This is a genomic window from Flavobacterium sp. 245 (genome assembly GCF_004362055.1).
Classification (GTDB): domain Bacteria; phylum Bacteroidota; class Bacteroidia; order Flavobacteriales; family Flavobacteriaceae; genus Flavobacterium.
In genome coordinates this window covers 198,401-221,951 of record NZ_SNXB01000009.1, presented here as the reverse complement: position 1 = coordinate 221,951, position 23,551 = coordinate 198,401, and the positions used below count along the sequence as shown (strand labels likewise).

The window sequence follows — 23,551 nt, the reverse complement described above, 5'->3', positions numbered from 1 at the left end:
AGTTTATTGTTTCAGGTTTCAAGTTTCAGGTTGATTTTGATTGTGTTGAATGTTAAATGTAAAATGGAAGATGTTCCGGTAGCGGCGCACAGCTGTGCGTCTAAATTCTATGTATAATTAGAATTTGGAATTTATTTTTTGGGATTTATCCCGATAGCTATCGGGACTATCCACCCTGAGTGGCAGATATAATCAGAATTTCGTCGGTTTCTTGTACGAGATGTTGGTTCCAATTGATTCTTGGAACAACAGTGTTGTTAATGGCAACGGCAATTCCGTTTTGTTTGTTTGGAATTTCGAGATCGAGCAATGATTGAACGCTTAGCGATTCAGCATTGAACTTTTTGATTTGTTGGTTGATTTTTAGTTCCATTCCTTTTAAGTTTAGTTAAGTAGAGGTGCACTGCAGTGCATCTAAAAACCTTAGGAATGGCTACAATTGCGCATAGAAATGCGCTCAGAAGTCATCTTACTTTTCCCTACGCTAGTATGAACTAGATCAGGTTCAGAGGGTAAAATCTCAGCCTACAAATTGTAGACACCCCTAAAGTGTGAAGCAAATATATATAATTTTTGTTTAAAAGTTTCAGGTTTCATGGTTCAAGTTGTGAAAAATTGAAAACTGAGACTGAAAACTGCGACTGTTTACTCAGCTCTTTTCCAGCAATCTTCGGCGTGATCATTGACCATTCCAGTGGCTTGCATGTGTGCGTAAATCACGGTTGAACCAACAAATTTAAAACCTCTTTTTTTTAAATCTTTACTGATTTCGTCAGAAAGTGGAGTAGTGGCTGGAGCGTCTTTTGAAGTTTTTAGGTTATTTATAATGGGTTTGCCATTAGTATATTTCCAGATAAAATTAGAGAAACTGCCAAATTCTTCCTGAATTTTCATAAAAGCATTTGCGTTAGAAACCGCGGCTTTTATTTTTAATTTATTACGAATGATTCCGGTATTTTGCATTAATTCTTCGATTTTATCTTCAGAATAATGAGCTATTTTTTTATAATCAAAATGATCAAAGGCGTTTCTGAAATTCTCTCTTTTATTTAAAATGGTAATCCAGCTTAATCCTGCCTGAAAAGTTTCCAGAATTAAAAATTCGAATAAAGTGGGGTCGTCATAAACGGGAACGCCCCATTCTTCGTCGTGGTATTTTTTATATAAATCGCTGGAAGTACACCAGCCGCATCGAATTAAATTTGCGTTTTCCATTATTTGCCAATTTGCCAATGATATCCTTTTACGCTTGGTATATAGGCAGAATGGCCAATTATTATTAAATCATTATAAACTTTTCTATTGTATTTGATCCCGATTGCTTTGCCTGACATGAACATTTTATTCGCCTGAAATCTAACTTTCATATTGCCATCTTCAAGTTCAGCATCAGATACTTTTTCTACAAGCCAGGTCGAACGCCATTTTACAGCCAGTTCATCATGGGCTGTTCTGGTAACACTTTTAACGAGTTTAACAGCTTCTTGAGGAATTTTAAAATTTTGGGTCAAATCTTCTTGACTCATGGTTTGGCCAATTTTAGTTCCTGAAAAGATTTTGCGCAGATTAACAAAATTCATTAAGTCGTTTTCTTCCTTTTTTATCGGAGTTGGAGCTTTTTCTGTTGTTGTTGCTTTTGCAGCAGGAATTTCTGTTGTTACAATAGGTTTTGTAACTGTAAAAGCCTTTTTTTGATTAAGAGGAGAATTTTCGTCACTGTCTTTTGCAACAACTATTTTAGAAGGAACGGGATCAAGTGATTTTTCAGGAGCAGGTTTTAAAGAACTAACAGGATATACTTTTTTATTAGGTTGTTTTTTTTCATCACTGCCACAGCTAAAAAAGAAATAGCTTATTGAAAATAGTACTATTAAGTTAGTTTTTTTCATAACAATAAATTTTTTAATCCTTATTAGAAATGTCTCCTTCCAAATATTTTTTAATCAAATGATGTCCTGCATAAATTAATGGTGTCAATAAAATGGCTATAGACAATTTAAACGTATATCCTATCAAAGCAGATGAAAGAAATGTGTCAAAATCAATTTTTCCAGGCAACCAAAATGCAATTCCGAGAACAATAAAAGAGTCAAATAATTGCGAAATTACAGTCGATCCTGTCGTTCGAAGCCATATTTTTTTATCGCCTGTTCGGTTTTTAAAAAACCAAAAGATACTAACATCTATAAGCTGCGAAACCATAAAAGCTATAATGCTACCAACAATAATCCACATACTTTGACCAAAAACAGCTTGAAATTGGTCGTCATTTACGGGACTTATTCCTTTAGCGGCAGGAATTACAATAGCCATAAATAAAATTAAAAAAGCGTAAGCAATTAAACAAGCCGTTATAAAAGAGAGTTTTTTTACTCCTTTTTCACCAAAATATTCATTAATTAAATCGGTTGTCAAAAAAACTACCGGCCATGGTAAAATTCCGATGCTCATTACAAATGGGCCAATCTGAATAAGTTTTCCTCCAATTAATTCGGCTACAACCGCATTAGTTATAAATATACCTGCCAAAATAACAAAGACAATTTCTTTTTTGGTTTTAAACATATACGCTTATAATAAAATCTGTTTTATTCAAAGTTAATTATTTTAAGCTGAAAATAGATTAATATTCTATTGCAAGTACGATTTCATTGTCAGTTTTTTTCTTTTAGAGAATATGCAGGTCAATGAGCCATAAGCATAAGAATAATAATTTTCAATGTTTTTTATTGATTTATTGCGCTTTATTTCAGGTAGTTGCTTTTTTTGATGTAGGTTTTTGAGTGAAATTTTTCAAAAAATATTCCTGTTGTTTTATTCGCATCATTTTTTTAACATATTGTGATATGCTGCTGGTACATAATTTTTAGGTATTTTTGAAAGAAGAACAAGTTTCTATTATTTAATCAAATTAATGAGAATGAAAAAATTAATGTCAATTTTTATCATGAGTACAACTTTTTTTGCGGCATCCGCACAAAGCAATTCTGATAATCCGTTGCTAAAACCTTGGGCTGGGCCTTACGGAGGAGTTCCTGCCTTTAATGAGTACAAAGTTTCAGACTTTAAACCGGCAATTCAGTTTGCAATTCAGGAGAAATTAAATGAAATAGATGTTATTGCTAATAACCCAAAACCAGCTACTTTCGAAAACACAATAGTTGCTATGGAACGTTCAGGGCAAACTATCGAAAGAATTTTCACTGTTTACGGAATCTACAGATCAAACTTAAGCAGTCCAGAATTTAGTGCAATTGACAGAGAATTGTCGCCTAAATTCTCTGAGTTTTCAGATAAGATCAATCAAAACAAAAAATTATTTACCAGAATTCAAACGGTTTATAATTCAAAAGAAAAAAGCAAACTTACGGGTGAACAACAGCGTTTAATTTGGCTGTATTATACCAATTTTGTTCGTCAAGGTGCTCAGTTGAATGATGCAGACAAAGCAAAAGTCGCAGGTATAAACAAAGAATTAGCGACTCTTTTTACACGTTTCAGCCAAAATTTATTAGCTGAAGAGCACAATCAATATGTTGCATTAAAAACAGAAAGTGATTTTGACGGTTTACCGCAAGAAGTTAAAAATGCTGCGATAGCTGAGGCGAAAGAAAGAAAATTGGATGTTTTAGGCTGTATTGCTAATACACGTTCTTCAATTGAACCATTTTTGACATTTTCAACACGCAGAGATTTAAGAGAAAAGGCGTTCGATATTTTTGTTAAACGTGGAGACAATGGAAACGAAAATGATAACAACGCAACGCTTGTTTCTATTTTGCAGTTGCGTACTCAAAAAGCAAAATTATTAGGTTATCCAACTTTTGCTGACTGGAGTTTGTCTAACAAAATGGCAAAAGATCCAAAAAAGACTTTGGCTTTAATGGAGTCAGTTTGGGAGCCTGCTGTTGAGCAAGTGCACAAAGATGTTGCCGAAATGCAAAAAATCGTTGATGCTGAAGGTGGAAACTTTAAAATTCAGCCTTGGGATTACCGTTTTTATGCTGAGAAAGTTAGAAAAGCAAAATATGACTTAGATCAAAATGAAGTTAAGCCTTATTTGCAATTAGAGAACTTACGCGAAGGAATGTTTTGGGTTGCTGGTGAATTGTTTAATTTAAGTTTCAAACAAATTACAAATGTTCCAGTTTATCATCCAGATGTTCGTGTGTGGGAGGTAAGTAATAAACTAACAGGTAAAGTGGTTGGTTTATGGTATTTTGATCCTTATGCGCGCGCTGGAAAGCGTTCAGGAGCATGGATGAATGCTTACCGTGATCAGCAAAAACTTGATGGAGATGTACTTACAATTGTTTCTAACAACTGTAACTTTGTTAAAGGTGCGCCAAATGAGCCTATTTTAATTTCTTGGGAAGATGCAAGTACGTTATTCCACGAATTTGGACATGCACTTCACGGATTATGTTCAAATGTAACATACCCAAGTTTAGCAGGAACATCTGTTGCGAGAGATTATGTTGAGTTTCCTTCACAATTATTGGAGCACTGGCTTGCAACTCCAGAAGTGTTGAATAAATTTGCTTTGCATTATAAAACAAATCAACCGTTGCCTCAGGCCTTAGTGGACAGAATTGAAAAAGCATCTAATTTTGGCGAAGGTTTTTCTACTGTAGAAACAATTTCAAGTTCTTTAATAGATATGAAGCTTCACTTGGCTACAGAACCTATAGATCCACATAAATTTGAAAAAGAAACGTTAGATGCGCTTCATATGCCTTCAGAAATTGTGATGCGTCACCGTATTCCGCAATTTGGACATATCTTTTCAAGTGACGGATATGCTGCAGGTTACTACAGCTATTTATGGGCAGATGTTATTAATGCAGATGCATGGGAAGCTTTTACAGAAGGAAAAGGTCCTTATGATAAAAAAGTAGCCAAAAGACTTTATGATACTGTTTTTAGCGTTGGAAATACAATCGATCAGGAGAAGGCTTATGAAAATTTCAGAGGAAGAGCTCCAAAATCAGATGCTTTAATGCGCGCAAGAAATTTTCCGATTAAGGATAAAAAATAATAAGATGAAAATCTGATTAAAGTCCCCGAATAATTATTTATTCGGGGATTTTTTTTGAATTGTCATGCAATTCGTATTTAATTTTTATATTTTTAAAACGGACTAAAATCCGATTTTGCAAAATAATTAAAGTCAAAGGCTTCTTTTTAGTAGTTCTCAACGGACCGAACTATATTGTAGAGCTGGACTTCAGTCCATTTTACGTCGAATAACAAAAAAAGCCCCGAATCGTAAGATTCAGGGCTTTTTATATTGAAATAATATATATTAACCTAAAGTAACTCTTTTGAAACCTGTGATTTCAACGTTGAATCCTTTAACGTAATCACCAACTTTTTTACTATCGTCTTTGATAAAGTTTTGATCTAACAAAGCTTTCTCTTGATCTAAAGTAGTGTTGTCAGAGATAAAACGTTGAACTTTTCCAGGGATAATTTTATCCCAAATTTGTTCTGGTTTACCTTCAGCTTTTAATTCAGCTTTAGCATCTTCTTCAGCTTGTTTTAAAACTTCTTCAGTTAATTGAGAGAAAGAAATATATTTAGGAACATTTTTTAAAGTTTTTCCTAAACGTTTTGCTTCTTCATTATCTTTTTCGATTACAGCAATACGAGCAGCAAGTTCAGATTCAACGAAAGCAGGATCAAAATCTTTGTAAGATAATGTATCAGCTCCCATAGAAGCAACTTGCATAGAAACATCTTTAGTTAAAACGTCAGCGCTAGGAATAGCAGCAGAAATTGCAGTTAATGCAGCAATTTTGTTAACGTGAACATAAGATCCAACGAAAGCACCTTCTAAAATTTCAAAACCACCGATTTCGATTTTTTCACCGATAACACCAGTTTGCTCGATTAATTTTTCAGCAACAGTAATTCCATTGAAATCTGAAGCTAAGAATTCTTCTTTAGAAGAGAAGTTGATTGCTTTTTCAACTAATTGTTTAGCTAAAGTTACGAAAGCTTCATTTTTACCTACGAAATCTGTTTCGCAGTTTAAAGTGATGATAGCTCCTTTAGTGTTGTCAGCATTAATGAAAGAAACAGCAGCTCCTTCAGAAGACTCACGGTCAGAACGATTAGCAGCAACTTTTTGTCCTTTTTCTCTAAGAACTTGTATAGCTTTATCGAAATCTCCATCAGCCTCAACTAAAGCTTTTTTACAGTCCATCATTCCGGCACCTGTAGATTGTCTTAATTTATTTACGTCTGCAGCAGTAATTGTTGCCATAATATTTTGAATTTTAATGTTAAAAGTAAAAATTCCATCTTTTAAATTCTAAACTCCAATTTTATTAAATTATCAACATAACGTTTTTAATTTGTATTTGGATTTTAGAATTTAAAATTTGGAATTTAAATTTGATTTATTCTTCAGTTGCAGGAGCAGCTTCAGCAGCTGGTGCAGCTTCAACAGCAGCAGCTTCTTCAGTAGCTTCAACTTCTTTTTCAGAACCTCTGTCAGAAAGACCTTCGATTACTGCAGTAGTTACTAAAGATAAAATTTTGTCAATTGATTTAGAAGCATCATCATTTGCTGGAATTACGTAATCAACCTCTCTTGGGTCAGAATTCGTATCAACCATTGCGAAAACTGGAATGTTTAATTTTTGTGCTTCTTTTATTGCGATGTGTTCAGCTTTGATATCTACTACGAACAATGCAGCTGGTAGTCTAGACATGTCAGCGATTGAACCTAAGTTTTTCTCTAATTTAGCACGTAAACGATCAACTTGCAAACGCTCTTTTTTAGATAACGTCATGAAAGTACCATCTTTCTTCATTTTATCAATAGAAGACATTTTTTTAACTGCCTTTCTGATAGTTACAAAGTTAGTTAGCATTCCACCTGGCCATCTTTCAGTGATGTAAGGCATGTTTGCAGCTTTTGCTTTTTCAGCAACGATGTCTTTTGCTTGTTTTTTGGTAGCTACGAATAAGATTTTTCTACCTGATGCAGCGATTTTTTTCAAAGCTTCATTAGCCTCTTCAATTTTAGCTGCAGTTTTATATAGATTGATAATGTGAATACCATTACGCTCCATATAAATGTAAGGAGCCATGTTTGGATCCCATTTTCTAGTCATGTGTCCGAAGTGAACACCTGCTTCTAGTAAGTCTTTTACTTCTATTTTGTTTGCCATTTTTGTACTAGTTTACGTTCTGTTGATTAGCAATGTATAAATGGCGGTTTCCCAGGCTTTATACATTTAGATGCTAAACTATTTCCTACCTCGATAGGAGAGCAACAACAACTGTGTTTTTTAATTTCAATAAATTGATGATGTCTTGTACCATATGTACAAGACAGGTAATATTAACGTTTAGAGAATTGGAATCTCTTACGAGCTTTCTTCTGACCGAATTTCTTACGTTCAACCATTCTTGGATCTCTTGTTAATAAACCTTCTGGTTTTAAGATAGCTCTGTTTTCGATGTTCACTTCACACATTACACGTGCTAATGCCATTCTTACAGCTTCTGCCTGACCAGTTGAACCACCTCCGTAAACGTTTACTTTTACATCAAAGTTACTTGCATTTTCTGTCATAGATAATGGTTGTAATACTTTGTATTGTAAAGTTGCAGTTGGAAAGTAAGTTGCGAATTCTTTTTTGTTTACAGTGATTTTTCCTGTTCCTTCAGAAACATATACACGTGCAACAGCGGTTTTTCTTCTACCGATTTTGTGAATAACTCCCATTACTTAAGATCGTTTAGGTTAACAGTTCTAGGTTTTTGAGCTCCATGTTTGTGCTCAGCTCCTACAACAACATTTAGATTTCTAAAAAGTTCAGCTCCTAATTTGTTTTTAGGTAACATACCTTTTACAGCTTTTTCTACTAATAATGCAGGGTTTTTAGATTGCAATACTTTAGCAGTTAAAGTTCTTTGTCCTCCTGGGTAACCTGTATGACGCATGTAAATTTTGTCATTCAATTTTGTACCTGTAAGGTTAATTTTTTCTGAGTTGATAACAATTACGTTATCTCCACAGTCAACGTGCGGTGTGTAACTTGGCTTGTACTTACCTCTTAAGATCATTGCAACCTTTGAAGCAAGACGTCCTAAGTTATGACCTTCAGCGTCAACAACAATCCACTCTTTAGTTACAGTGGCTTTGCTAGCTGAAACTGTTTTGTAGCTTAATGCGTCCATAATATTATTTTAATTAAACATTCCATCCCCAATAAAGGGGATGCAAAAGTACAATTAATTATTTTAAAACCAAATACCTGAAAAGAATATTTTATATCCTGAAAATCAGGCTATCAGTTTTATATTTAAATCATTAAAAAAAAACCACCTTCACGATAACGCGAAGGTGGTTCAATATTTTGGTTTTTTTGTGTTAAACAATGAATAAATTTGCAATGTCAACAACTTGCTGCGTGTTCAGCGGTTCGTCATAAGCTTCTGATCCTGCGGCCGCTCCAAATAAACTGGCCGTATTGTAGCCTGCTTGCATAGTAACACCTTCGCCATCATAAACGGCTTGTGTGGCTGCTGGCATTCCGGCGCCTCTTTCGGCATTTGAAATCCATCCTTTTAAGCCGCGCAAGCGTCGTACTTCAGACGCATGTCGTGCTTCGACCGAATGGATCTGCAATGCGGCGGTCAATAAATCTGGTGTTGAAATTAAATTAGCAGCCTGACCTTTATAAGCTCTCACGCCGGTATCTTCAAAAGCTTGGGCTAATGCTAAAAAGGTCGGATAATCTCCAAAAGGATTAAATGCTCCTCCTACGGTAAAGTCAAAAGTTGGTTTTGCAACAAAATTGGGGCTCATTGTACCGCCTAATCCTGCTATTAAAAATTTTACGTGATCTGCTTCGTGGTCTGCAATCTGCTGAAAAACTTTTAGGTCGCGTCCACCATTTTCGGAAGCTGGAATTACTCCAGAATCTAAAGCCATCGCATAAAATTCGTTTTCAAGATATTCTAAAGTCAGCGCAAACTGTAAAGCTCCAATTGGAGTTGCTGGTGTTGGTGTTATATCTTTTGCAAGCGCTTTATTGGCCATAGCAGATAATCCAAAAGGAATTGAGGCCAGCGCGAGGTTTTTTCCAATATTACCAAACTGAGTAAAACTGTCTCTTCGTGAACCAGTGCTTCTCATTAAACTATCATCAGTAAAGGTTTCTATAAATTTTAAAATATTCATAATTTCTAAGTTTTAGCTAGTTAATATTAAGGTAAGTATTTGGCAGTAAATTTTGTAGTGATAAATCCTCCTGCAATGGGTAAAATTTGAGAAGGATCTTTCGCTGCGTCTAAACCGGTTGATGTGCTTATAATATCGTCACCAGCAAAATCTTTAGAATTTGGGTTGATTAAACTTCTTATAGCCGATGCGTGTCTTGCTTCGACAGAAACAATTTTTCCGGCCAATAATAAATAGTCGGCGCTTTTAATTAGTTTTCCAGCACCGTTGTATGCGGCTACTCCTGTATCTTCTAGTGCTTTTGCAGTAGCAAGAACTTCGTTGCGGCTGTTGAAATTCATGGAGCCATAATTAAATGCCAAAGAGGGAAGCAATTGTGAGCTTGGGTCCGGAAGTGCTCCAGTCAAAGCTGCTTTGAAAAAATCTCTGTGAATTACTTCATGATGATATAAATCGGTCAAAACCTGACGTTCAATATCATTAAATGTAGAGTTGAAATTTGAGGCGTTTACAACTTTTGTATAAAAATCGGCTTCTAATTGTTCAAGAGCATATGCATATGTTAATACGCCAAAATCTCCTGAACCCAGGTCAAATACGCCGTTCTTTATCCCTGGCAGGGTATTGTCCTGCATGTCGTTATCATTGTCATTGTCGCTGCATCCAGCTAAAACCAAACCTGCGGTAACTAATGTTAACCCACTGAGCTTAAGAAAGCTCCTTCTGCTATCCAGTGAAGGGTCAACTTCATGAATTTTAACTTCGTTTTTCATAATCAAAGGTTTTTATTAAGGTTAATAACATGTATTAGGGTATTAACGAGATTTAGCGGCATACGGTTTTGGATAATCATGCTTTTTTAATTTTATTTTAAAAAAGGCTTTATAATTTTAAATAGTGGTAGGGCTTTTTTGTTTTATTTTAGGTAATTCTACTATATTTGTATTAATTACATAAAATTTTATTTAGATGAAAGCTAAAGCAACTCTTAAACAAATTGCGAAAGAACTAGGTGTTTCTGTGTCTACAGTGTCTAAGGCATTAAATGACAGTCCAGAAATTAGTGAGCAGACGAAGGTGAAGATTAAGGAGTATGCCAAACTCAAAAATTATAAGCCGAATGTTATTGGTCTGAATTTGAAAAATCGTAAAACCAAAACGATCGGTGTAATTATACCTAATATATTAAACTCTTTTTTCGCGAAAGTGTTTAGTGGTATTGAAAAAGTGGCAGACAAAAAAGGATATAATGTAATTACTTGTATTTCTAATGAATCTTTAGAAAAAGAAGTTCATACACTTGAAATGTTGAGCAACGGAACAATTGATGGTTTTATTCTTTCTGTTTCTGAAGAAGCTCAAAAACTGCAAGATTATAATCATTTTTCGGCTATTATAAATGACGGAACTCCAATTGTAATGTTCGACCGAATTGCAGATGAAGTTGAATGTGATAAAGTTGTGGTTGACGATTTTGATTCGGCTTTAAACTCAACGCAGCATTTGATTAATTTAGGATGTAAAAATATAGCGCTTATTTCTTCTGTAGATAATTTAAGTGTTGGTAAATTAAGAGCCGATGGATATTTGAAAGCTTTAAAAGACAATAATATTCCAATTAACGAAAAAATCATTCTAAGAACCGATTCTGAAGATGATATGAAAGCTAAGATTGATGCAATTTTTGACAATAAAGTTGACGCTATTTTTGCTTTGGATGAAAATGATTCGGTTGCGGCTTTAAGAGTAAGTTTGAAAAAAGGTTACCGAGTTCCAGAAGATATTTCGATCATTGGTTTTGCTGACGGAATTTTGGCTTCAAGACGTTTGTCTCCAAGTTTGACAACCGTAAGTCAGCACGGAATTGAAATTGGTGAAGTTGCTGCAAAAAGGTTAATCAAGAGACTTGAAGAAAGCGAAGAAGAAACTTCAGATTATGAAACAATCGTTATTAAAACGGTTTTGAAAGAAAGAGAATCAACTAGAAAAGCTTAGATAAAAATATAATTGATAAAAAAGGACTGTTCGAAAGAACAGTCCTTTTTTTATTCATAATTTATGTCATTGCAAGGAATGAAGCAACCTCATTTGCTACCTCTTATTGTTAGTATGGTTGCTTCGTTCCTCGCAATGACAAGATTGTGTGTTTTTGATTCTAAAATCTAAAATAAATTAATGCGCTTCTAACCAATCTTTACCCATACCTAATTCAACTTCCAACGGAACCGCCATTTTAAAAGCATTTTCCATTTCGTGTTTGATCATTGGCTGGATTTTTTCTAATTCGTCATTGTGCACATCAAACACAAGCTCATCATGAACCTGAAGTAGCATTTTAGATTTCCAATTCTCTTCTGTTAGTTTTTTATGAATGTTGATCATTGCAATTTTAATCACATCGGCAGCACTTCCCTGAATTGGCGCGTTAACAGCATTTCGTTCCGCAGCACTTCTCACGACAGCATTTGCCGAGTTAATGTCTTTTAAATAACGGCGACGACCTAAAATCGTTTGCACATATCCTTTTTCACGTGCAAATTCAATTTGTTCGCTGATATATGATTTTAATCTAGGGTAAGTTTTATAATAAGCTTCAATCAAAGCAGCACTTTCGCTTCTTGATAATGAAGTCTGGTTGCTTAATCCGAAAGCAGAAACACCGTATATAATTCCGAAGTTTACTGTTTTTGCGTTACTTCTTTGTTCACGGGAAACTTCTTCTAAAGCCACATTAAATACTTTTGCAGCTGTTGCTTTGTGAATATCTTCCCCGTCCTGAAACGCTTTAATCATATTTTCTTCACCACTTAGAGCAGCGATAATTCGCAATTCGATTTGCGAGTAATCGGCAGAAATTAAAGTATGATTTTCATCGCGCGCCACAAAAGCCTTACGAATCTGACGTCCTCTTTCCGTACGAATCGGAATATTCTGCAAGTTCGGATTATTAGAACTCAAACGTCCCGTTGCGGCAACGGTTTGCATATAATCTGTATGAACGCGTAAAGTCTTTTTGTCAACCTGTTCCGGTAAAGCCAAGATATAAGTACTTTGCAGTTTCACCATTTGGCGCCAGTCCAAAATTTGTTTTACAATCGGATTGTCGTTTGCTAAATAAGTCAACACTTCTTCTCCAGTTGCATATTGACCCGTTTTGGTTTTCTTTTGTTTTGCACCGCCAATCTTCATTTTGTCAAATAAAACGTCTCCTAATTGTTTTGGAGAAGCAAGGTTGAATTTCTCGCCTGCAGTTTCATAAATTTGCTGTTCCAAAGATTTGATTTCGACATCCATTTCTTTAGACATTGCATTTAAAAAATCAACATCTAAGCGAATACCTTCTGTTTCCATTGCTGCTAAAACACTTACTAACGGAATTTCGATTTCATCAAATAACTTTTTAGTTTCGGTTTTATCTAATTCTGTTGTAAAAATTTCTTTTAATTGCAACGTAACATCAGCATCTTCGGCTGCATATTCCTTAATATCTTCAAGCGCTACATCGCGCATTGAAATCTGATTTTTGCCTTTTTTACCAATTAAAGTTTCAATTGATTTTGGTGAATATTTCAAATACGTTTCAGCCAAAATATCCATATTATGACGCATATCTGGATTGATCAAATAATGCGCAATCATAGTATCAAAAAGTTTTCCTTTTACAGTAACGCCGTAATTAGCAAGAATTTTTAAATCGTATTTTAAATTTTGTCCAATTTTTTCGATGTTTTCATTTTCAAAAAACGGAATAAATTTGTCAACTAAAGCTTTTGCTTCTTCCTGATTTTCGGGAAACGGAACATAAAATGCTTTTCCTTTTTCATAAGAAAAAGACATTCCAACAAGTTCAGCATGCAATGCGTCAATTCCTGTTGTTTCAGTATCAAAACAAACTGAAGTCTGATTTTGTAAATTCTGTAAAAGTAGTTTTATTCCTAAATCACCTTGAATAGTCTGGTAGGAGTGAGGTGTGTCTTCTAAAGTATTGTAAAAAGATGTTCTTGGCGTTTCTGAATCTTCATCTGTGGAAGCGCTTCCAAACAAATCAAACTGATCTTCATTTTTAGGTTGTGGCTTTTTGTATAATTTGGCATCTGGAACCTCTGCTGCAGTTGTTTGAGTTCCATCTGTTTTAAATAAATTATCAAATTGCTCGGCCATTCTTCTAAATTCTAATTCCTGAAAAATAGCATCGGTTTTTTCAATATCTGGACGTGAAAGTTCGTAGTCATCTTCATTAAATTCCACATCGCAGTCGCAGATAATTGTTGCCAGTTTTTTAGACAAAATACCTTTTTCTTTATTGGCTTCGATATTTTCTTTCATTTTACCCTTTAGTAAATGCGTATTTTCTAAAAGGTTTTCCATTGTGCCAAATTCTTTTAGGAATTTTTTGGCCGTAACTTCGCCAACTCCAGGCAGTCCGGGAATATTATCTACGGCGTCGCCCATCATTCCAAGAAAATCGATTACTTGTTCTGGTCTTTCGATTTCAAATTTTGCCAGAACTTCAGGAATACCCCAAATTTCGATTCCATTACCCATTCGGGCAGGTTTGTACATGAAAATATTTTCAGAGACCAGCTGTGCAAAATCCTTATCTGGCGTCACCATAAAAACCTTGTAATTCTGTTTTTCGGCTTGTTTGGCAATAGTTCCAATTAAGTCATCGGCTTCACAGCCTTCAATTTCAATAATCGGAATATGCATCGCTCTTAAGAGTTCCTGAATGTATGGAACAGCAATTTTGATTGCTTCTGGTGTTGCGTCGCGGTTGGCTTTATATTCGACAAACATTTCAGTTCTTACATGACTTCCGCCTTTATCAAAAGCAACGGCCAAATGATCTGGTTTTTCTCTTTTAATAACATCCAAAAGTGAGTTCATAAACCCCATAATTGCAGATGTATCCATTCCTTTTGAGTTGATTCTCGGGTTTTTTATAAAGGCATAATAACCACGAAAAATTAATGCGTATGCATCTAGAAGAAAAAGGCGTTTTTGAGTTGACATATAAAAAATATTAGTCTGTAAAAATAAACAATTGGGGTTTTAAAAATTAGACTCGCAAGATTTTTTTTCCACTATATAAGTTATATGAGTTCATTTTAGTTGAAACGCGGACTGTATAGGCGTACGGCAGTGCGTCTAAATATTCGCTATAAATTTTTAAATGAACTTATACAACTTATATGGTGAAAAATGACAAAGCGTTAATGTCTCGTTAAATTGTTTAGTCTGTAGGAATTCTTCACTTTGTCTTCATTTTACTAGGGTACTTTTGAACTGTAAAATAAAAGGTAATTAATTTTAAATCTTAGAAATCATGAGGAATTTATTGATGTTATTAGTGGCAGTTTTAGGAACAAGCGCAATGGTTCATGCGTTTCCTGCAAAAGATGGTAAAACAGTTCCTGCAAAAGAAGTTACAGCAACAAATCATCCAAAAAATAAAACGGATAAAAAAGTAAAATCAGAAAAAAGTGAAGATCCAAAAGCTCAAACAGCGAAAGTAAAAAAATAAGAACAACAACTTAAAAAGAATAAAAACATTAATTTAAAAATTAGAAATTATGAAAAATTTATTGATGGCAGCAGTATTGATTTTAGGAACAAGTGCAATGGTAAATGCTCAAACTGCACCAACTCAGGCTGCACCGGCAAAAGAGGTAAAAGCAACAAAACACCATAGTCACAAATCTGATAAAAAGGAAAAATCAGCAAAAAGTGATGCTCCAAAACCAGAAGCAGTAAATGTGAAAAAATAAAGATTGTTTTTGATTTGTTTTCAATGCATTGTAAGGAAACAAAACAGAAATAATGGTTTATGGAGAATGCGGTTGGAAAAGGCTGATAAAGAAATTTGTCAGCTTTTTTTATTCGTTAATTTTTTAATAATGCGCAACATGATTTTTTAAAATTGCTTAAATTTAATTGCGCTTAATAGCTGTTTTTATGAATATTTTGATTGTTGAAGATAATAGAGAACTTGCTGCAGAAGTTTACGACTTTTTGTGCAACGCCGGTTATGTCTGTAAAATAACGCATACGTGCAATGACGCTCTCGAAGAAGTTGCCAGTAATGATTATGATGCAATGTTGCTTGATTTGGGCCTGCCAGACGGTGATGGTTTTGAGGTTTTGAGTGCTGTTCGAAAAACAAAATCAAAAATGGCTGTAATTGTGCTCACAGCCCGTGGCGAATTAGATGACAGAATTAATGGCCTTCATTTGGGTGCGGACGATTATTTGACGAAACCTTTTGCACTAACAGAACTTAGTGCGAGATTGTTTGCTGTGATTCGCAGAATGCATGGCTTCACGCTGAATAATTTAAGTATTCACGGATTTTTGCTTCAGCTTCAGGATTATAAAGTCAGTTATAATGATGTACCTCTCAGTTTGACCAAAAAAGAGTTTGATATTTTTCAATATTTAGTTCTGAACAAAAATCGAGTTATTACTAGACTTCAATTAACAGAACATATTTGGGGTGATATACTTGAAGTTAATTCAGATTCTAATTTTATAGATGTTCATGTTCGTAATCTCCGAAAAAAGTTAGATAAACATAGATCTATAGATTGGTTTGAAACAGTTCGAAATGTCGGTTATCGCATAAACGAATAAAAAAGATACTTGTGAAGATAAAACACCAATTAGCTATTTTTAATGCACTGACACGTTTGCTGGTGATTTTGATATTATGGCTGATGCTGCCAATTTTAGTTGAAAATGTAGTGTACAGACATATCAATAACGGACTGATTGAAAAAAAGAAAAAATTTATAGATAATTTGAATCAAAAAGAAATCAATGATTTTATTGAAGACGCCGATGATTCGACTGAAACCTATTCTCAGTTTTCTACTTTGCACAGTGAATTTCTTGTGCTGTCAAAGATTCCCGTAAAAGCCAACGAGAAAAAAACGTTCTTTAATAATGAATACCGAATTATTGAAGGCGAAGAAAATGAATACCGAATTCTGCAATATCATTTTACTTACGAAAATCAAGGTTATCAGCTGGAAATTGGCAGCAGTCTGAGCGAAGTAAATGACCTTACCTTTATTATCAGATTTTTTATTATTATAGTTTTGGTCGTGATTCTGCTGGTTACTTTTTTGGCCGATACTGTTTATATTGAATATCTGCTTAAACCTTTTTACAAAATCATTGATACAAAAATAAGGAGAGTCAATGAACCTGAAGCTTTTGATCATACACCAATAAAAGCAAAATCCAGAGATTTTAGGGAATTGGATTTGGTTTTAAACCAAATGATGGACCGAATTGCAGAACTTTTCAAAAAAGAAAAGCAATTTATTTCGAATGTTTCTCACGAATTGCTCACGCCAATTGCATTGCTCAAAAATAAATTTGAAAATTTATTGCAGAATGAATCTTTAGATGATAATGCTATTGATAAAATTGCAGGCTCATTGAAGACACTGGACATGCTGAAAAAAATTATAAATAATTTATTGCTGATTTCCCGTATAGAAAACAATCAATATGAAGCAAATGAGAATATAAATTTTCATGAAATAATAAATGACCTGCAGTTAGATTTTCAAGATCGCATGGAAGATCGCGAAATTCATTTTGAAAATCACATGAAACAAGAATATGCTTTTATCGGAAATAAAACGCTGATTCATATTTTGATTTATAATTTGGTAACCAATGCAATAAAATACAATCGTCCAAAAGGAACTATCAGTATTGAAGATGGTTTTGAAAAAGGCTGTTATTTTATTTCAATTGCAGATTCAGGGCTCGGAATGAGTGAAGCGCATCTTGAAAAAATATTTAACAGGTTTGCCAGAATAAGTTCAGATCAGGATGGCCAGGGTTTAGGGCTTGCTATTGCAGAAAGTATTGCTTCATTTCATCATATCGAAATCAAAGTTGTTTCTAAAATAAATGAAGGAACAACATTTACATTGTTGCTTCCTGAAGTTATAAAACATAATTAAAAGTTAATTTTTTCAGACGCATTCAAACTTCATTTAATCTTCATTTGGTGATTCTATCTTTGAAGTGTAATAATGAAACAATAATCAGCAAAAATTTTAATTATGAAAAAAGTAATAATGTTAGCAGTAGCTGTTCTAGGAACAGTAGCAATGGTAAACGCTCAAACAACTCCAGCTCAAACTGCTCCAGCAAAAGAAGCTAAAGCTCCTAAAAAAGACAAAAAAGCTGATAAAAAAGCTAAAAAAGCACAGGCAGCTAAGCCAGAGGCAGCAAAAACTCAAAAGTAAAACAACATTACGTTTGCTGGTACAAACTTTGTTGTGGATTATAAAAGGTTTTAAAAAATTTGGTAGAGAAAAAGCTGGTGGAGAAATCTACCAGCTTTTTGTTCTTTATTTTGAGTTAAATTTTTGATAATAAAAACCAATAAAATTTTCATTCTTTGTTACTTTGCTTAAAACTATAACTAATGATCCTTCGTTTTGTAATTCTTTGCGCCCTTTTTCTGCTTATTGAGTTTTATTCCTATCAAGCCTTTCGTACTCTCATCAAATTAAGATGGGTTTTAATAAGTTACCAGATTATAAGCGCACTACTTTTGGCTTTTATTATATATTCGTTTTCTCAAGTTGACAGATCTGTTGGGCAAACAAGACAATTTATGTTTACAACAGGATTGATGTTGTTGATTTACGTTCCAAAAATTGTCTTGACATTAGTAATGTTTGGTGAAGATATTTTTAGAATAGGAGCTAGTATTTTGAATTATTTCATTTATAATACTCCAAGAAAAGAGATGATGCCGGACAGAAGAAAGTTCATTAGTCAAATTGCATTAGGCTTAGCAGCAGTGCCATTTTTATCTTTGATTTATGGAATTTTTGAAGGGAAATATAATTTTAAAGTAATCAAGCAAACAGTCTTTTTTCCAGATCTTCCAGATGCTTTTGATGGCTTTAGAATCACTCAGATTTCAGATGTTCACAGCGGCAGTTTTGATAATCCAGAAAAAATAAATTATGCGATTGATTTGATCAATCAGCAGGAAGCAGATATGATTTTGTTTACAGGTGATATTGTAAATACGCATGCAAAAGAAATGCATCCGTGGCTGGAAACTTTTAGCAGAATCAAGGATTATAAATATGGTAAATTTTCGGTTTTGGGAAATCACGATTATGGTGAATATGTGACGTGGCCGTCTGAGAAGCAGAAAGAGGAAAATTTTCAGGAAATCAAAAAGCTGTACGGTCAAATTGGCTTTAAGCTAATGCTGAATGAACATGCATATATTCAAAAAGGGGAGGATAAAATCGCTTTAATTGGAGTAGAGAACTGGGGAGTTAATTTTAAGAAAGCTGGAGATTTAAACAAAGCTTCAGAAAATGTAGCTCAAGAGGATTTCAAAGTTTTAATGAGCCACGACCCAAGTCATTGGGATGCAGAAATTAAAGATCATCCAAAAAACTTTCATTTAACGCTTGCAGGCCATACACATGGTATGCAGTTTGGAATCGAAATTCCGGGTTATTTTAAATGGAGTCTTGCACAATATATATACAAACAATGGGCTGGCCTGTACGAAACCGCCGGAAGATACGTTTATGTTAACCGAGGATTTGGTTTTCATGCCTATCCAGGCCGAGTTGGTATCATGCCGGAAATAACAGTTATAGAACTAAAAAAAGGCAACAATGTGGCTTAATTCGTTAAAAATGCTACATTTGTAGAATATTTGCCTCTTTGTAGTAAATTAAAAAATTTAAATTTTTGGTTTTATGTCAAAATTTGGAGAACTAATAAATGCTCAAGTCCCTGTGTTGATTGACTTTTACACAGATTGGAACGAATCTTCAGTTTCTATGCATCCAGTAATCAAGGATGTTGCGGCTGCACTTGGCGATAAGGCCAAAGTAATCAAAATTGATGTAGATAAGAATCAAGAACTGGCTGAGGCTCTTCGTATTAAGGGTCTTCCTACACTTATGATTTATAAAGAAGGACAAATGATCTGGAGGCAGTCAGGTGAGCTTGATGCCAACACGATTATAGGAATTGTTCAAGAACAATTTAATCAGTAATAAAATCTTTATTGATGTTGCCTTTTTAATGAATAACATCAAAAGCATATCCATTTTCTTTTAAAAAATGTAAAGTTTTAGGCAAAGCAAATTTTAAATTTTGTGATGCTTTTATACTGTCATGAAAAACAATTACACTTCCTGAAGTTACATTTTTTGTAACGTTTTCAAGGCATTTCTCAGGCGTAATCGATTGGTCAAAGTCGGCGCTTAAAACATCCCACATGACTATTTTATAGCCAAGATTTCGCAAAATTTTAGACTGCGCTTTTTTGATTTTTCCGTACGGAGGACGAAACAATAAACTATTTAGTTTTTTCTCATTGGCTAAAATTGAGGCACAATTTTTTACATTTTCAATATAATCATTGGTTTGGCTTTTCCATCCATTAATATGATTCATGGTGTGGTTGCCAATGGCGTGTCCTTCGGCAATTAACCTTTCAAACAAAGTTGCGTTTGCGTTAATGTTTTTTCCAATGCAGAAGAAAGTGGCCTTTGCATCAAATTTTTTCAATTCAGATAAAACCCATTCCGTAACCTCTGGTGTAGGGCCGTCATCAAAGGTTAGGTATATTTTCTTTTCCTTGTTTGGAATATCCCAACAATACTTAGAAAATACCCTTTTTATAAATGAATTTGTTTTTACCCAATAAAAGCTCATTGTGAATGAATTTACAGATATTGTAAAATTAAAAAATGCAGTGCTATTTATCTAAAAGCACTGCATTTTTTTAATCAGTATATTTTTCGTATATTATTATTCTTTTTCACGTCCAAAACGTTCGAATACATTTACATACGTATTAAAAGTCTTTTTGTGTTTTTCGTAAAAAGCTTTGTCGTTATTACGGTTCATTACTTGTAAAAGACTTCTATAGCGCTCAATATCAGTAATAATATCCATTGCAAGATCAGTCTGGTCACCAGGAGGCAATGTTGCGTAATAGTTTAGGTTTTCATTGTATTTTTTAACCAATTTATTAAGCAGGTCTTGCGCTTTTGCAGTTTCTCCCACTTTGTAATATCCATTTGTAAAAGGCTCTACTAATGAATAATAACCAAATTTGTCTAATGGAAGTTTTGTCATTGCTAAATTGATTACGTTTTTAGCTTTGTCAATTTTTCCTTCAGCAATAAGCTGATCCATTAAGCGAGATAAGTTTGTACGGTAAGTAATACTGTTTCTTCTGGTTTCAGGATCATGATAAATTTTATCACTTTCGCTGTTGCCCCAGTCCCATTTCATTACAATGTCATACATTTTATCGGCATCAATTTGCCCCATATCCATTGGTCCGCCATCTTTTGATGGAACGTTTTTAACAGGAACTAATTTGTAAACCATTCCGTCTAATTGCAGATAATCTTTTAGCCATAAATAATCTTCATCATCAAAAGCACCTCCACTAAAATAAATTGGGCGTTTCCAATTGTTATTAGCTAAAATGTCTAGCATCATTAAGCGGTTTTTGTACAACGCACTTCCTTTAATGTCAATGTCTAAATAAGGAACAATAGAATCATTGTATTTTGAATTTACAACTTTGTTCTTGATAATTATGTTTTTATCAACAGGAACTCTTATTTTGTTTGTTGGGTAGAAATGAATTGTCTGACCATTTTGAAGGCCAACAGTTGATTTTGGATTTTTAATAAAATTTATGAAATCAGTAATGTTCCATCGTGTGTCAATTTTTTCAATATGCGCTACATAATCTAATTTATCTCCCACATAATCGTCATGCGTAAAAGATATTGGCAACGGATCAGACTCGTAAGCTTTTGCTTTCATTTGGTCAATATACCAATCTGTCATAAATAAGCTTGTATTTACGATCTTAACATCGGTTCTAAAATGCTCAATTTCCTGTGCATACCATAATGGGAAGGTGTCATTATCACCAATTGTGAATAGAATTGCATCTTTGTCGCAAGAGCTTAAATATGCTTTTGCCATAGCCACAGCAGTATATCTTCCAGATCTATCGTGATCATCCCAGTTTTGAGATGCCATTAAAATTGGAGCCGCTAATAAAGTTCCAGCAATAATTACTGGTCCGGCTATTTTTGGAGCAATATATTTTTGAATGCTTTCGTATAAAGAATACACCCCAAAACCTATCCAGATTGCAAAAACATAAAATGATCCTACAAGAGCATAATCTCTTTCGCGAGGCTCAAATGGTCTTTCATTCAAATAAATTTTTAAGGCAATTCCGGTAAATAAGAATAATGCTAAAAGCACGTAAAAACTTTTAAGGTCTTTATTTGCGTGATACATTATTCCGATAAGACCTAGAATAAAAGGAAGGAAATAGTAAACATTGCGCCCTTTGTTGTTTAAAACATCCGAAGGCAAATTATCCTGAGAACCCAAATGTACAGAATCAAGTGCTTTAATGCCGCTGATCCAGTTTCCATCTAGATTGTCGTATTTTCCTTGAACATCGCTTTGGCGTCCAACAAAGTTCCACATTAAGTATCTCCAGTACATATATCCAAATTGATATTCGAACATAAAAGCGAAGTTATCTGTAGTTGTTGGTTTTTCAATAATTAAATATTCTCCGTAGCTTTTTAAGAATTTAACATAGCCTTCGTTGTCAATTTGTTTTTGGGCAAATGCCTTTCTGAATTCTGAAACTGTTTTTTCAACTTCGTTTCTCAATTGAGCAGTAGCTTTATTGTATTCATCTTCACTTAATTGGCTTGCGTCAATTCCGTATTTAGCCAAGTCCTCTTCGTAATTATAATTAGGATTGATTTTAAACTTCGGCGGATTTGTAAAGTTGATGTAATTTTGAATGTGTCCCATTTCGGTACTCCACATTCGTGGCAGAATCGTTTTTTGATTGTCATCAGAATTTTGATCTGCGTTTTTATAATTATTGGTAATGATATATTTACCAGTTTTATAATCTCTTTCGTAGTTTGGTTTTTTGTCTAAATAAGGTGTTTTCTCGTCAAGACCGGCAAAATATTCAGTGTATTGTGGTCCATAAAACAATGGATTTACACCATATTGTTCACGATTGTAATAAGCAAGAACCTCAATAGCATCAGATGGTTTGTTTTCATTGATTACCGTATTTGCATTGGCACGAACAGGAAGCATCATCCAAGTAGAGAAACCAATCAAGATAAATAAAATACAAAGTATAATCGTGTTGTAAAAAATCAAACCTTTTTGTTTCGTGTATTTTAATCCAAAGTAAAAGAAAGCCACAAAAAGCAGCGCCACAAAAATAGTTCCCGAATTAAAAGGAAGTCCTAAACTGTTAACCATATATATTTCGGTTTTCCCGAAGAATGCCATGGTTAAAGGCAATAATAATTTGAAAATGAATAACAAAATTCCAATTACAACAACATTTGCGATAAGGAAATTTTTGATGGTAACTTTTTCGTAATGTTTAAAATAATATAGAAAACCTATCGATGGAATTGTCAGTAAGGCCATAAAGTGAACACCAAAAGAAAGACCTATAACTAAAGAAATAATTAAAAGCCATTTGTTTCCTTTTGGTTTGTCCATATCTTGTTCCCAGCGTAGACCAAGCCAAAAAAGCAATGCAATTAAAAGCGAAGCCATCGCGTAAACTTCTGCTTCGACTGCATTAAACCAAAAACTGTCAGAGAAAGTATAAGCTAGTGCTCCAACAAAAGAACTTCCTAAAATAACAATAGAATTATTTTGATCAATTTCTGCAAAACGAGCTACAATCTTTTTTAAGATCATAGATGAAGACCAGAACATAAATAGAATTGTAAATGCACTAGAAAAAACAGACATCATATTTACCATCACTGCCACGTGTTGTGCATCTATTGCAAACATGGCAAAAAAGGCTCCCATCATTTGGAATAAAGGTGCTCCTGGAGGGTGGCCAACTTCTAGTTTAGCTGCTGTGGCAATGTATTCGCCACAATCCCAAAAGCTCATTGTAGGTTCGACAGTTAAAGTGTAGGTAATTAAAGCGATTGCAAATGCAAACCAACCAATAATTGTATTCCATTTATTGAAATTGAATTGTGCCATATTTAGGTGTTAAAATTTTGTATGTTTTCTATCCTACAAAGAAAATGTTTTTTTGTGTAAAGAAACGAGCATTAACAAAAAATTCTATAAAACTATCTGTGAAAAGTAAATTGTTGTATGTGAGGAGTTTCCGTTGTTGCTAGGGATTCTTAACTGAAAAAAAACGAAAAAAATGATTTTTTTTCGTTAAAAAGTTTGCACAAACTAAATAAAGCCTTAAATTTGCACTCGCTTAACAGCACTGCT

22 protein-coding genes and 1 riboswitch are annotated in these 23,551 nt (G+C 34.0%); of the genes, 9 read left to right on the top strand and 13 right to left on the bottom strand.

What is annotated here, in order from left to right:
* Window positions 1–166: 166 nt before the first annotated feature.
* The 4 genes from thiS to EV145_RS17360 all read right to left on the bottom strand — a co-directional run bounded on the left by thiS (window position 167) and on the right by EV145_RS17360 (window position 2,565).
* Window positions 167–373, bottom strand: coding sequence for a sulfur carrier protein ThiS (gene thiS / locus EV145_RS17375; RefSeq protein WP_026983746.1), 207 nt, complete (start codon window positions 371–373; stop codon window positions 167–169).
* Window positions 374–459: 86 nt separating this feature from the next.
* A riboswitch (TPP riboswitch) is annotated at window positions 460–556 on the bottom strand.
* An 89-nt stretch (window positions 557–645) separates the two neighbouring features.
* Window positions 646–1,215 (bottom strand): DNA-3-methyladenine glycosylase I, encoded by a 570-nt coding sequence (locus tag EV145_RS17370; protein ID WP_133526455.1) that lies wholly within the window; start codon window positions 1,213–1,215, stop codon window positions 646–648.
* Entirely contained in the window at window positions 1,215–1,889 is a 675-nt protein-coding gene (locus EV145_RS17365) for a hypothetical protein (RefSeq protein WP_133526454.1), read from the bottom strand. Before EV145_RS17365 ends, EV145_RS17370 begins: the two co-directional genes overlap by 1 nt.
* Window positions 1,890–1,902: 13 nt before the next feature.
* Window positions 1,903–2,565 (bottom strand): queuosine precursor transporter, encoded by a 663-nt coding sequence (locus EV145_RS17360; protein ID WP_133526453.1) that lies wholly within the window; start codon window positions 2,563–2,565, stop codon window positions 1,903–1,905.
* A 355-nt stretch (window positions 2,566–2,920) separates the two neighbouring features.
* Here EV145_RS17360 and EV145_RS17355 point away from each other — a divergent pair, with 355 nt between their 5' ends.
* Window positions 2,921–5,038: a M3 family metallopeptidase gene (locus EV145_RS17355; protein ID WP_133526452.1), complete on the top strand. Its 2,118-nt coding sequence runs from the start codon at window positions 2,921–2,923 to the stop codon at window positions 5,036–5,038.
* Window positions 5,039–5,305: 267 nt separating this feature from the next.
* On the opposite strand, the gene tsf is transcribed toward EV145_RS17355, so the two are convergent.
* The 6 genes from tsf to EV145_RS17325 all read right to left on the bottom strand — a co-directional run bounded on the left by tsf (window position 5,306) and on the right by EV145_RS17325 (window position 9,975).
* Entirely contained in the window at window positions 5,306–6,268 is a 963-nt protein-coding gene (gene tsf, locus EV145_RS17350) for a translation elongation factor Ts (protein WP_133526451.1), read from the bottom strand.
* Window positions 6,269–6,404: 136 nt separating this feature from the next.
* Window positions 6,405–7,181, bottom strand: coding sequence for a 30S ribosomal protein S2 (rpsB, locus tag EV145_RS17345; protein WP_133526450.1), 777 nt, complete (start codon window positions 7,179–7,181; stop codon window positions 6,405–6,407).
* A 173-nt stretch (window positions 7,182–7,354) separates the two neighbouring features.
* Window positions 7,355–7,741, bottom strand: a complete 387-nt coding sequence (gene rpsI / locus EV145_RS17340; RefSeq protein WP_017497947.1) for a 30S ribosomal protein S9 — start codon at window positions 7,739–7,741, stop codon at window positions 7,355–7,357.
* Window positions 7,741–8,196, bottom strand: a complete 456-nt coding sequence (gene rplM, locus EV145_RS17335) for a 50S ribosomal protein L13 (protein WP_133526449.1) — start codon at window positions 8,194–8,196, stop codon at window positions 7,741–7,743. Before rplM ends, rpsI begins: the two co-directional genes overlap by 1 nt.
* Window positions 8,197–8,389: 193 nt before the next feature.
* Window positions 8,390–9,202 carry a ferritin-like domain-containing protein gene (locus tag EV145_RS17330; protein ID WP_133526448.1) on the bottom strand — a complete coding sequence of 271 codons (813 nt, stop codon included), beginning with the start codon at window positions 9,200–9,202 and terminating at the stop codon, window positions 8,390–8,392.
* Window positions 9,203–9,228: 26 nt separating this feature from the next.
* A complete protein-coding gene (locus EV145_RS17325; protein WP_133526447.1) occupies window positions 9,229–9,975 on the bottom strand; it encodes a ferritin-like domain-containing protein in 747 nt (248 codons plus the stop codon).
* Between the two features lie 196 nt (window positions 9,976–10,171).
* Between EV145_RS17325 and EV145_RS17320 the strand changes: the two genes are divergently transcribed.
* Window positions 10,172–11,197: a LacI family DNA-binding transcriptional regulator gene (locus EV145_RS17320; protein ID WP_133526446.1), complete on the top strand. Its 1,026-nt coding sequence runs from the start codon at window positions 10,172–10,174 to the stop codon at window positions 11,195–11,197.
* A gap of 177 nt (window positions 11,198–11,374) precedes the next feature.
* On the opposite strand, the gene polA is transcribed toward EV145_RS17320, so the two are convergent.
* A complete protein-coding gene (gene polA / locus EV145_RS17315; RefSeq protein WP_133526445.1) occupies window positions 11,375–14,215 on the bottom strand; it encodes a DNA polymerase I in 2,841 nt (946 codons plus the stop codon).
* Window positions 14,216–14,528: 313 nt separating this feature from the next.
* On the opposite strand from polA, the gene EV145_RS17310 reads away from it, so the two are divergent.
* The 7 genes from EV145_RS17310 (at window position 14,529) to EV145_RS17280 (ending at window position 19,263) form a co-directional block, all read left to right on the top strand.
* The gene (locus tag EV145_RS17310) at window positions 14,529–14,726 is read left to right on the top strand and encodes a hypothetical protein (protein WP_133526444.1); all 198 of its coding nucleotides are present in this window, start codon (window positions 14,529–14,531) and stop codon (window positions 14,724–14,726) included.
* Window positions 14,727–14,775: 49 nt separating this feature from the next.
* Window positions 14,776–14,970 carry a hypothetical protein gene (locus tag EV145_RS17305; RefSeq protein WP_133526443.1) on the top strand — a complete coding sequence of 65 codons (195 nt, stop codon included), beginning with the start codon at window positions 14,776–14,778 and terminating at the stop codon, window positions 14,968–14,970.
* Window positions 14,971–15,157: 187 nt separating this feature from the next.
* The gene (locus EV145_RS17300) at window positions 15,158–15,832 is read left to right on the top strand and encodes a response regulator transcription factor (RefSeq protein ID WP_133526442.1); all 675 of its coding nucleotides are present in this window, start codon (window positions 15,158–15,160) and stop codon (window positions 15,830–15,832) included.
* A gap of 11 nt (window positions 15,833–15,843) precedes the next feature.
* Window positions 15,844–17,181 (top strand): sensor histidine kinase, encoded by a 1,338-nt coding sequence (locus EV145_RS17295; RefSeq protein ID WP_243739278.1) that lies wholly within the window; start codon window positions 15,844–15,846, stop codon window positions 17,179–17,181.
* 102 nt (window positions 17,182–17,283) lie between these two features.
* The gene (locus tag EV145_RS17290) at window positions 17,284–17,469 is read left to right on the top strand and encodes a hypothetical protein (RefSeq protein ID WP_133526441.1); all 186 of its coding nucleotides are present in this window, start codon (window positions 17,284–17,286) and stop codon (window positions 17,467–17,469) included.
* Window positions 17,470–17,651: 182 nt separating this feature from the next.
* Window positions 17,652–18,887: a metallophosphoesterase gene (locus tag EV145_RS17285; protein WP_133526440.1), complete on the top strand. Its 1,236-nt coding sequence runs from the start codon at window positions 17,652–17,654 to the stop codon at window positions 18,885–18,887.
* A gap of 73 nt (window positions 18,888–18,960) precedes the next feature.
* Window positions 18,961–19,263 (top strand): thioredoxin family protein, encoded by a 303-nt coding sequence (locus EV145_RS17280; RefSeq protein ID WP_026728605.1) that lies wholly within the window; start codon window positions 18,961–18,963, stop codon window positions 19,261–19,263.
* A gap of 25 nt (window positions 19,264–19,288) precedes the next feature.
* Here EV145_RS17280 and EV145_RS17275 read toward each other — a convergent pair whose 3' ends face one another.
* Together EV145_RS17275 and EV145_RS17270 are read right to left on the bottom strand one after the other, a co-directional pair.
* Complete coding sequence (locus tag EV145_RS17275; RefSeq protein WP_133526439.1) at window positions 19,289–19,927, bottom strand: polysaccharide deacetylase family protein; 639 nt, start codon at window positions 19,925–19,927, stop codon at window positions 19,289–19,291.
* Between the two features lie 96 nt (window positions 19,928–20,023).
* A complete protein-coding gene (locus EV145_RS17270) occupies window positions 20,024–23,305 on the bottom strand; it encodes a DUF2723 domain-containing protein (protein WP_133526438.1) in 3,282 nt (1,093 codons plus the stop codon).
* Window positions 23,306–23,551: the final 246 nt, after the last annotated feature.

What these genes read in the sequence shown, in the direction of transcription:
- EV145_RS17285 (WP_133526440.1), top strand. Translation starts at nt 17,652, where the DNA reads ATGATCCTTCGTTTTGTAATTCTTTGCGCCCTTTTTCTGCTTATTGAG.
- EV145_RS17300 (WP_133526442.1), top strand. Translation starts at nt 15,158, where the DNA reads ATGAATATTTTGATTGTTGAAGATAATAGAGAACTTGCTGCAGAAGTT.
- EV145_RS17310 (WP_133526444.1), top strand. Translation starts at nt 14,529, where the DNA reads ATGAGGAATTTATTGATGTTATTAGTGGCAGTTTTAGGAACAAGCGCA.
- EV145_RS17270 (WP_133526438.1), bottom strand. Translation starts at nt 23,305, where the DNA reads ATGGCACAATTCAATTTCAATAAATGGAATACAATTATTGGTTGGTTT.
- EV145_RS17305 (WP_133526443.1), top strand. Translation starts at nt 14,776, where the DNA reads ATGAAAAATTTATTGATGGCAGCAGTATTGATTTTAGGAACAAGTGCA.
- tsf (WP_133526451.1), bottom strand. Translation starts at nt 6,268, where the DNA reads ATGGCAACAATTACTGCTGCAGACGTAAATAAATTAAGACAATCTACA.
- EV145_RS17365 (WP_133526454.1), bottom strand. Translation starts at nt 1,889, where the DNA reads ATGAAAAAAACTAACTTAATAGTACTATTTTCAATAAGCTATTTCTTT.
- EV145_RS17360 (WP_133526453.1), bottom strand. Translation starts at nt 2,565, where the DNA reads ATGTTTAAAACCAAAAAAGAAATTGTCTTTGTTATTTTGGCAGGTATA.
- EV145_RS17275 (WP_133526439.1), bottom strand. Translation starts at nt 19,927, where the DNA reads ATGAGCTTTTATTGGGTAAAAACAAATTCATTTATAAAAAGGGTATTT.
- EV145_RS17325 (WP_133526447.1), bottom strand. Translation starts at nt 9,975, where the DNA reads ATGAAAAACGAAGTTAAAATTCATGAAGTTGACCCTTCACTGGATAGC.
- polA (WP_133526445.1), bottom strand. Translation starts at nt 14,215, where the DNA reads ATGTCAACTCAAAAACGCCTTTTTCTTCTAGATGCATACGCATTAATT.
- EV145_RS17370 (WP_133526455.1), bottom strand. Translation starts at nt 1,215, where the DNA reads ATGGAAAACGCAAATTTAATTCGATGCGGCTGGTGTACTTCCAGCGAT.
- thiS (WP_026983746.1), bottom strand. Translation starts at nt 373, where the DNA reads ATGGAACTAAAAATCAACCAACAAATCAAAAAGTTCAATGCTGAATCG.
- EV145_RS17320 (WP_133526446.1), top strand. Translation starts at nt 10,172, where the DNA reads ATGAAAGCTAAAGCAACTCTTAAACAAATTGCGAAAGAACTAGGTGTT.
- EV145_RS17330 (WP_133526448.1), bottom strand. Translation starts at nt 9,202, where the DNA reads ATGAATATTTTAAAATTTATAGAAACCTTTACTGATGATAGTTTAATG.
- EV145_RS17280 (WP_026728605.1), top strand. Translation starts at nt 18,961, where the DNA reads ATGTCAAAATTTGGAGAACTAATAAATGCTCAAGTCCCTGTGTTGATT.
- rpsB (WP_133526450.1), bottom strand. Translation starts at nt 7,181, where the DNA reads ATGGCAAACAAAATAGAAGTAAAAGACTTACTAGAAGCAGGTGTTCAC.
- EV145_RS17290 (WP_133526441.1), top strand. Translation starts at nt 17,284, where the DNA reads ATGAAAAAAGTAATAATGTTAGCAGTAGCTGTTCTAGGAACAGTAGCA.
- EV145_RS17355 (WP_133526452.1), top strand. Translation starts at nt 2,921, where the DNA reads ATGAAAAAATTAATGTCAATTTTTATCATGAGTACAACTTTTTTTGCG.
- rplM (WP_133526449.1), bottom strand. Translation starts at nt 8,196, where the DNA reads ATGGACGCATTAAGCTACAAAACAGTTTCAGCTAGCAAAGCCACTGTA.
- rpsI (WP_017497947.1), bottom strand. Translation starts at nt 7,741, where the DNA reads ATGGGAGTTATTCACAAAATCGGTAGAAGAAAAACCGCTGTTGCACGT.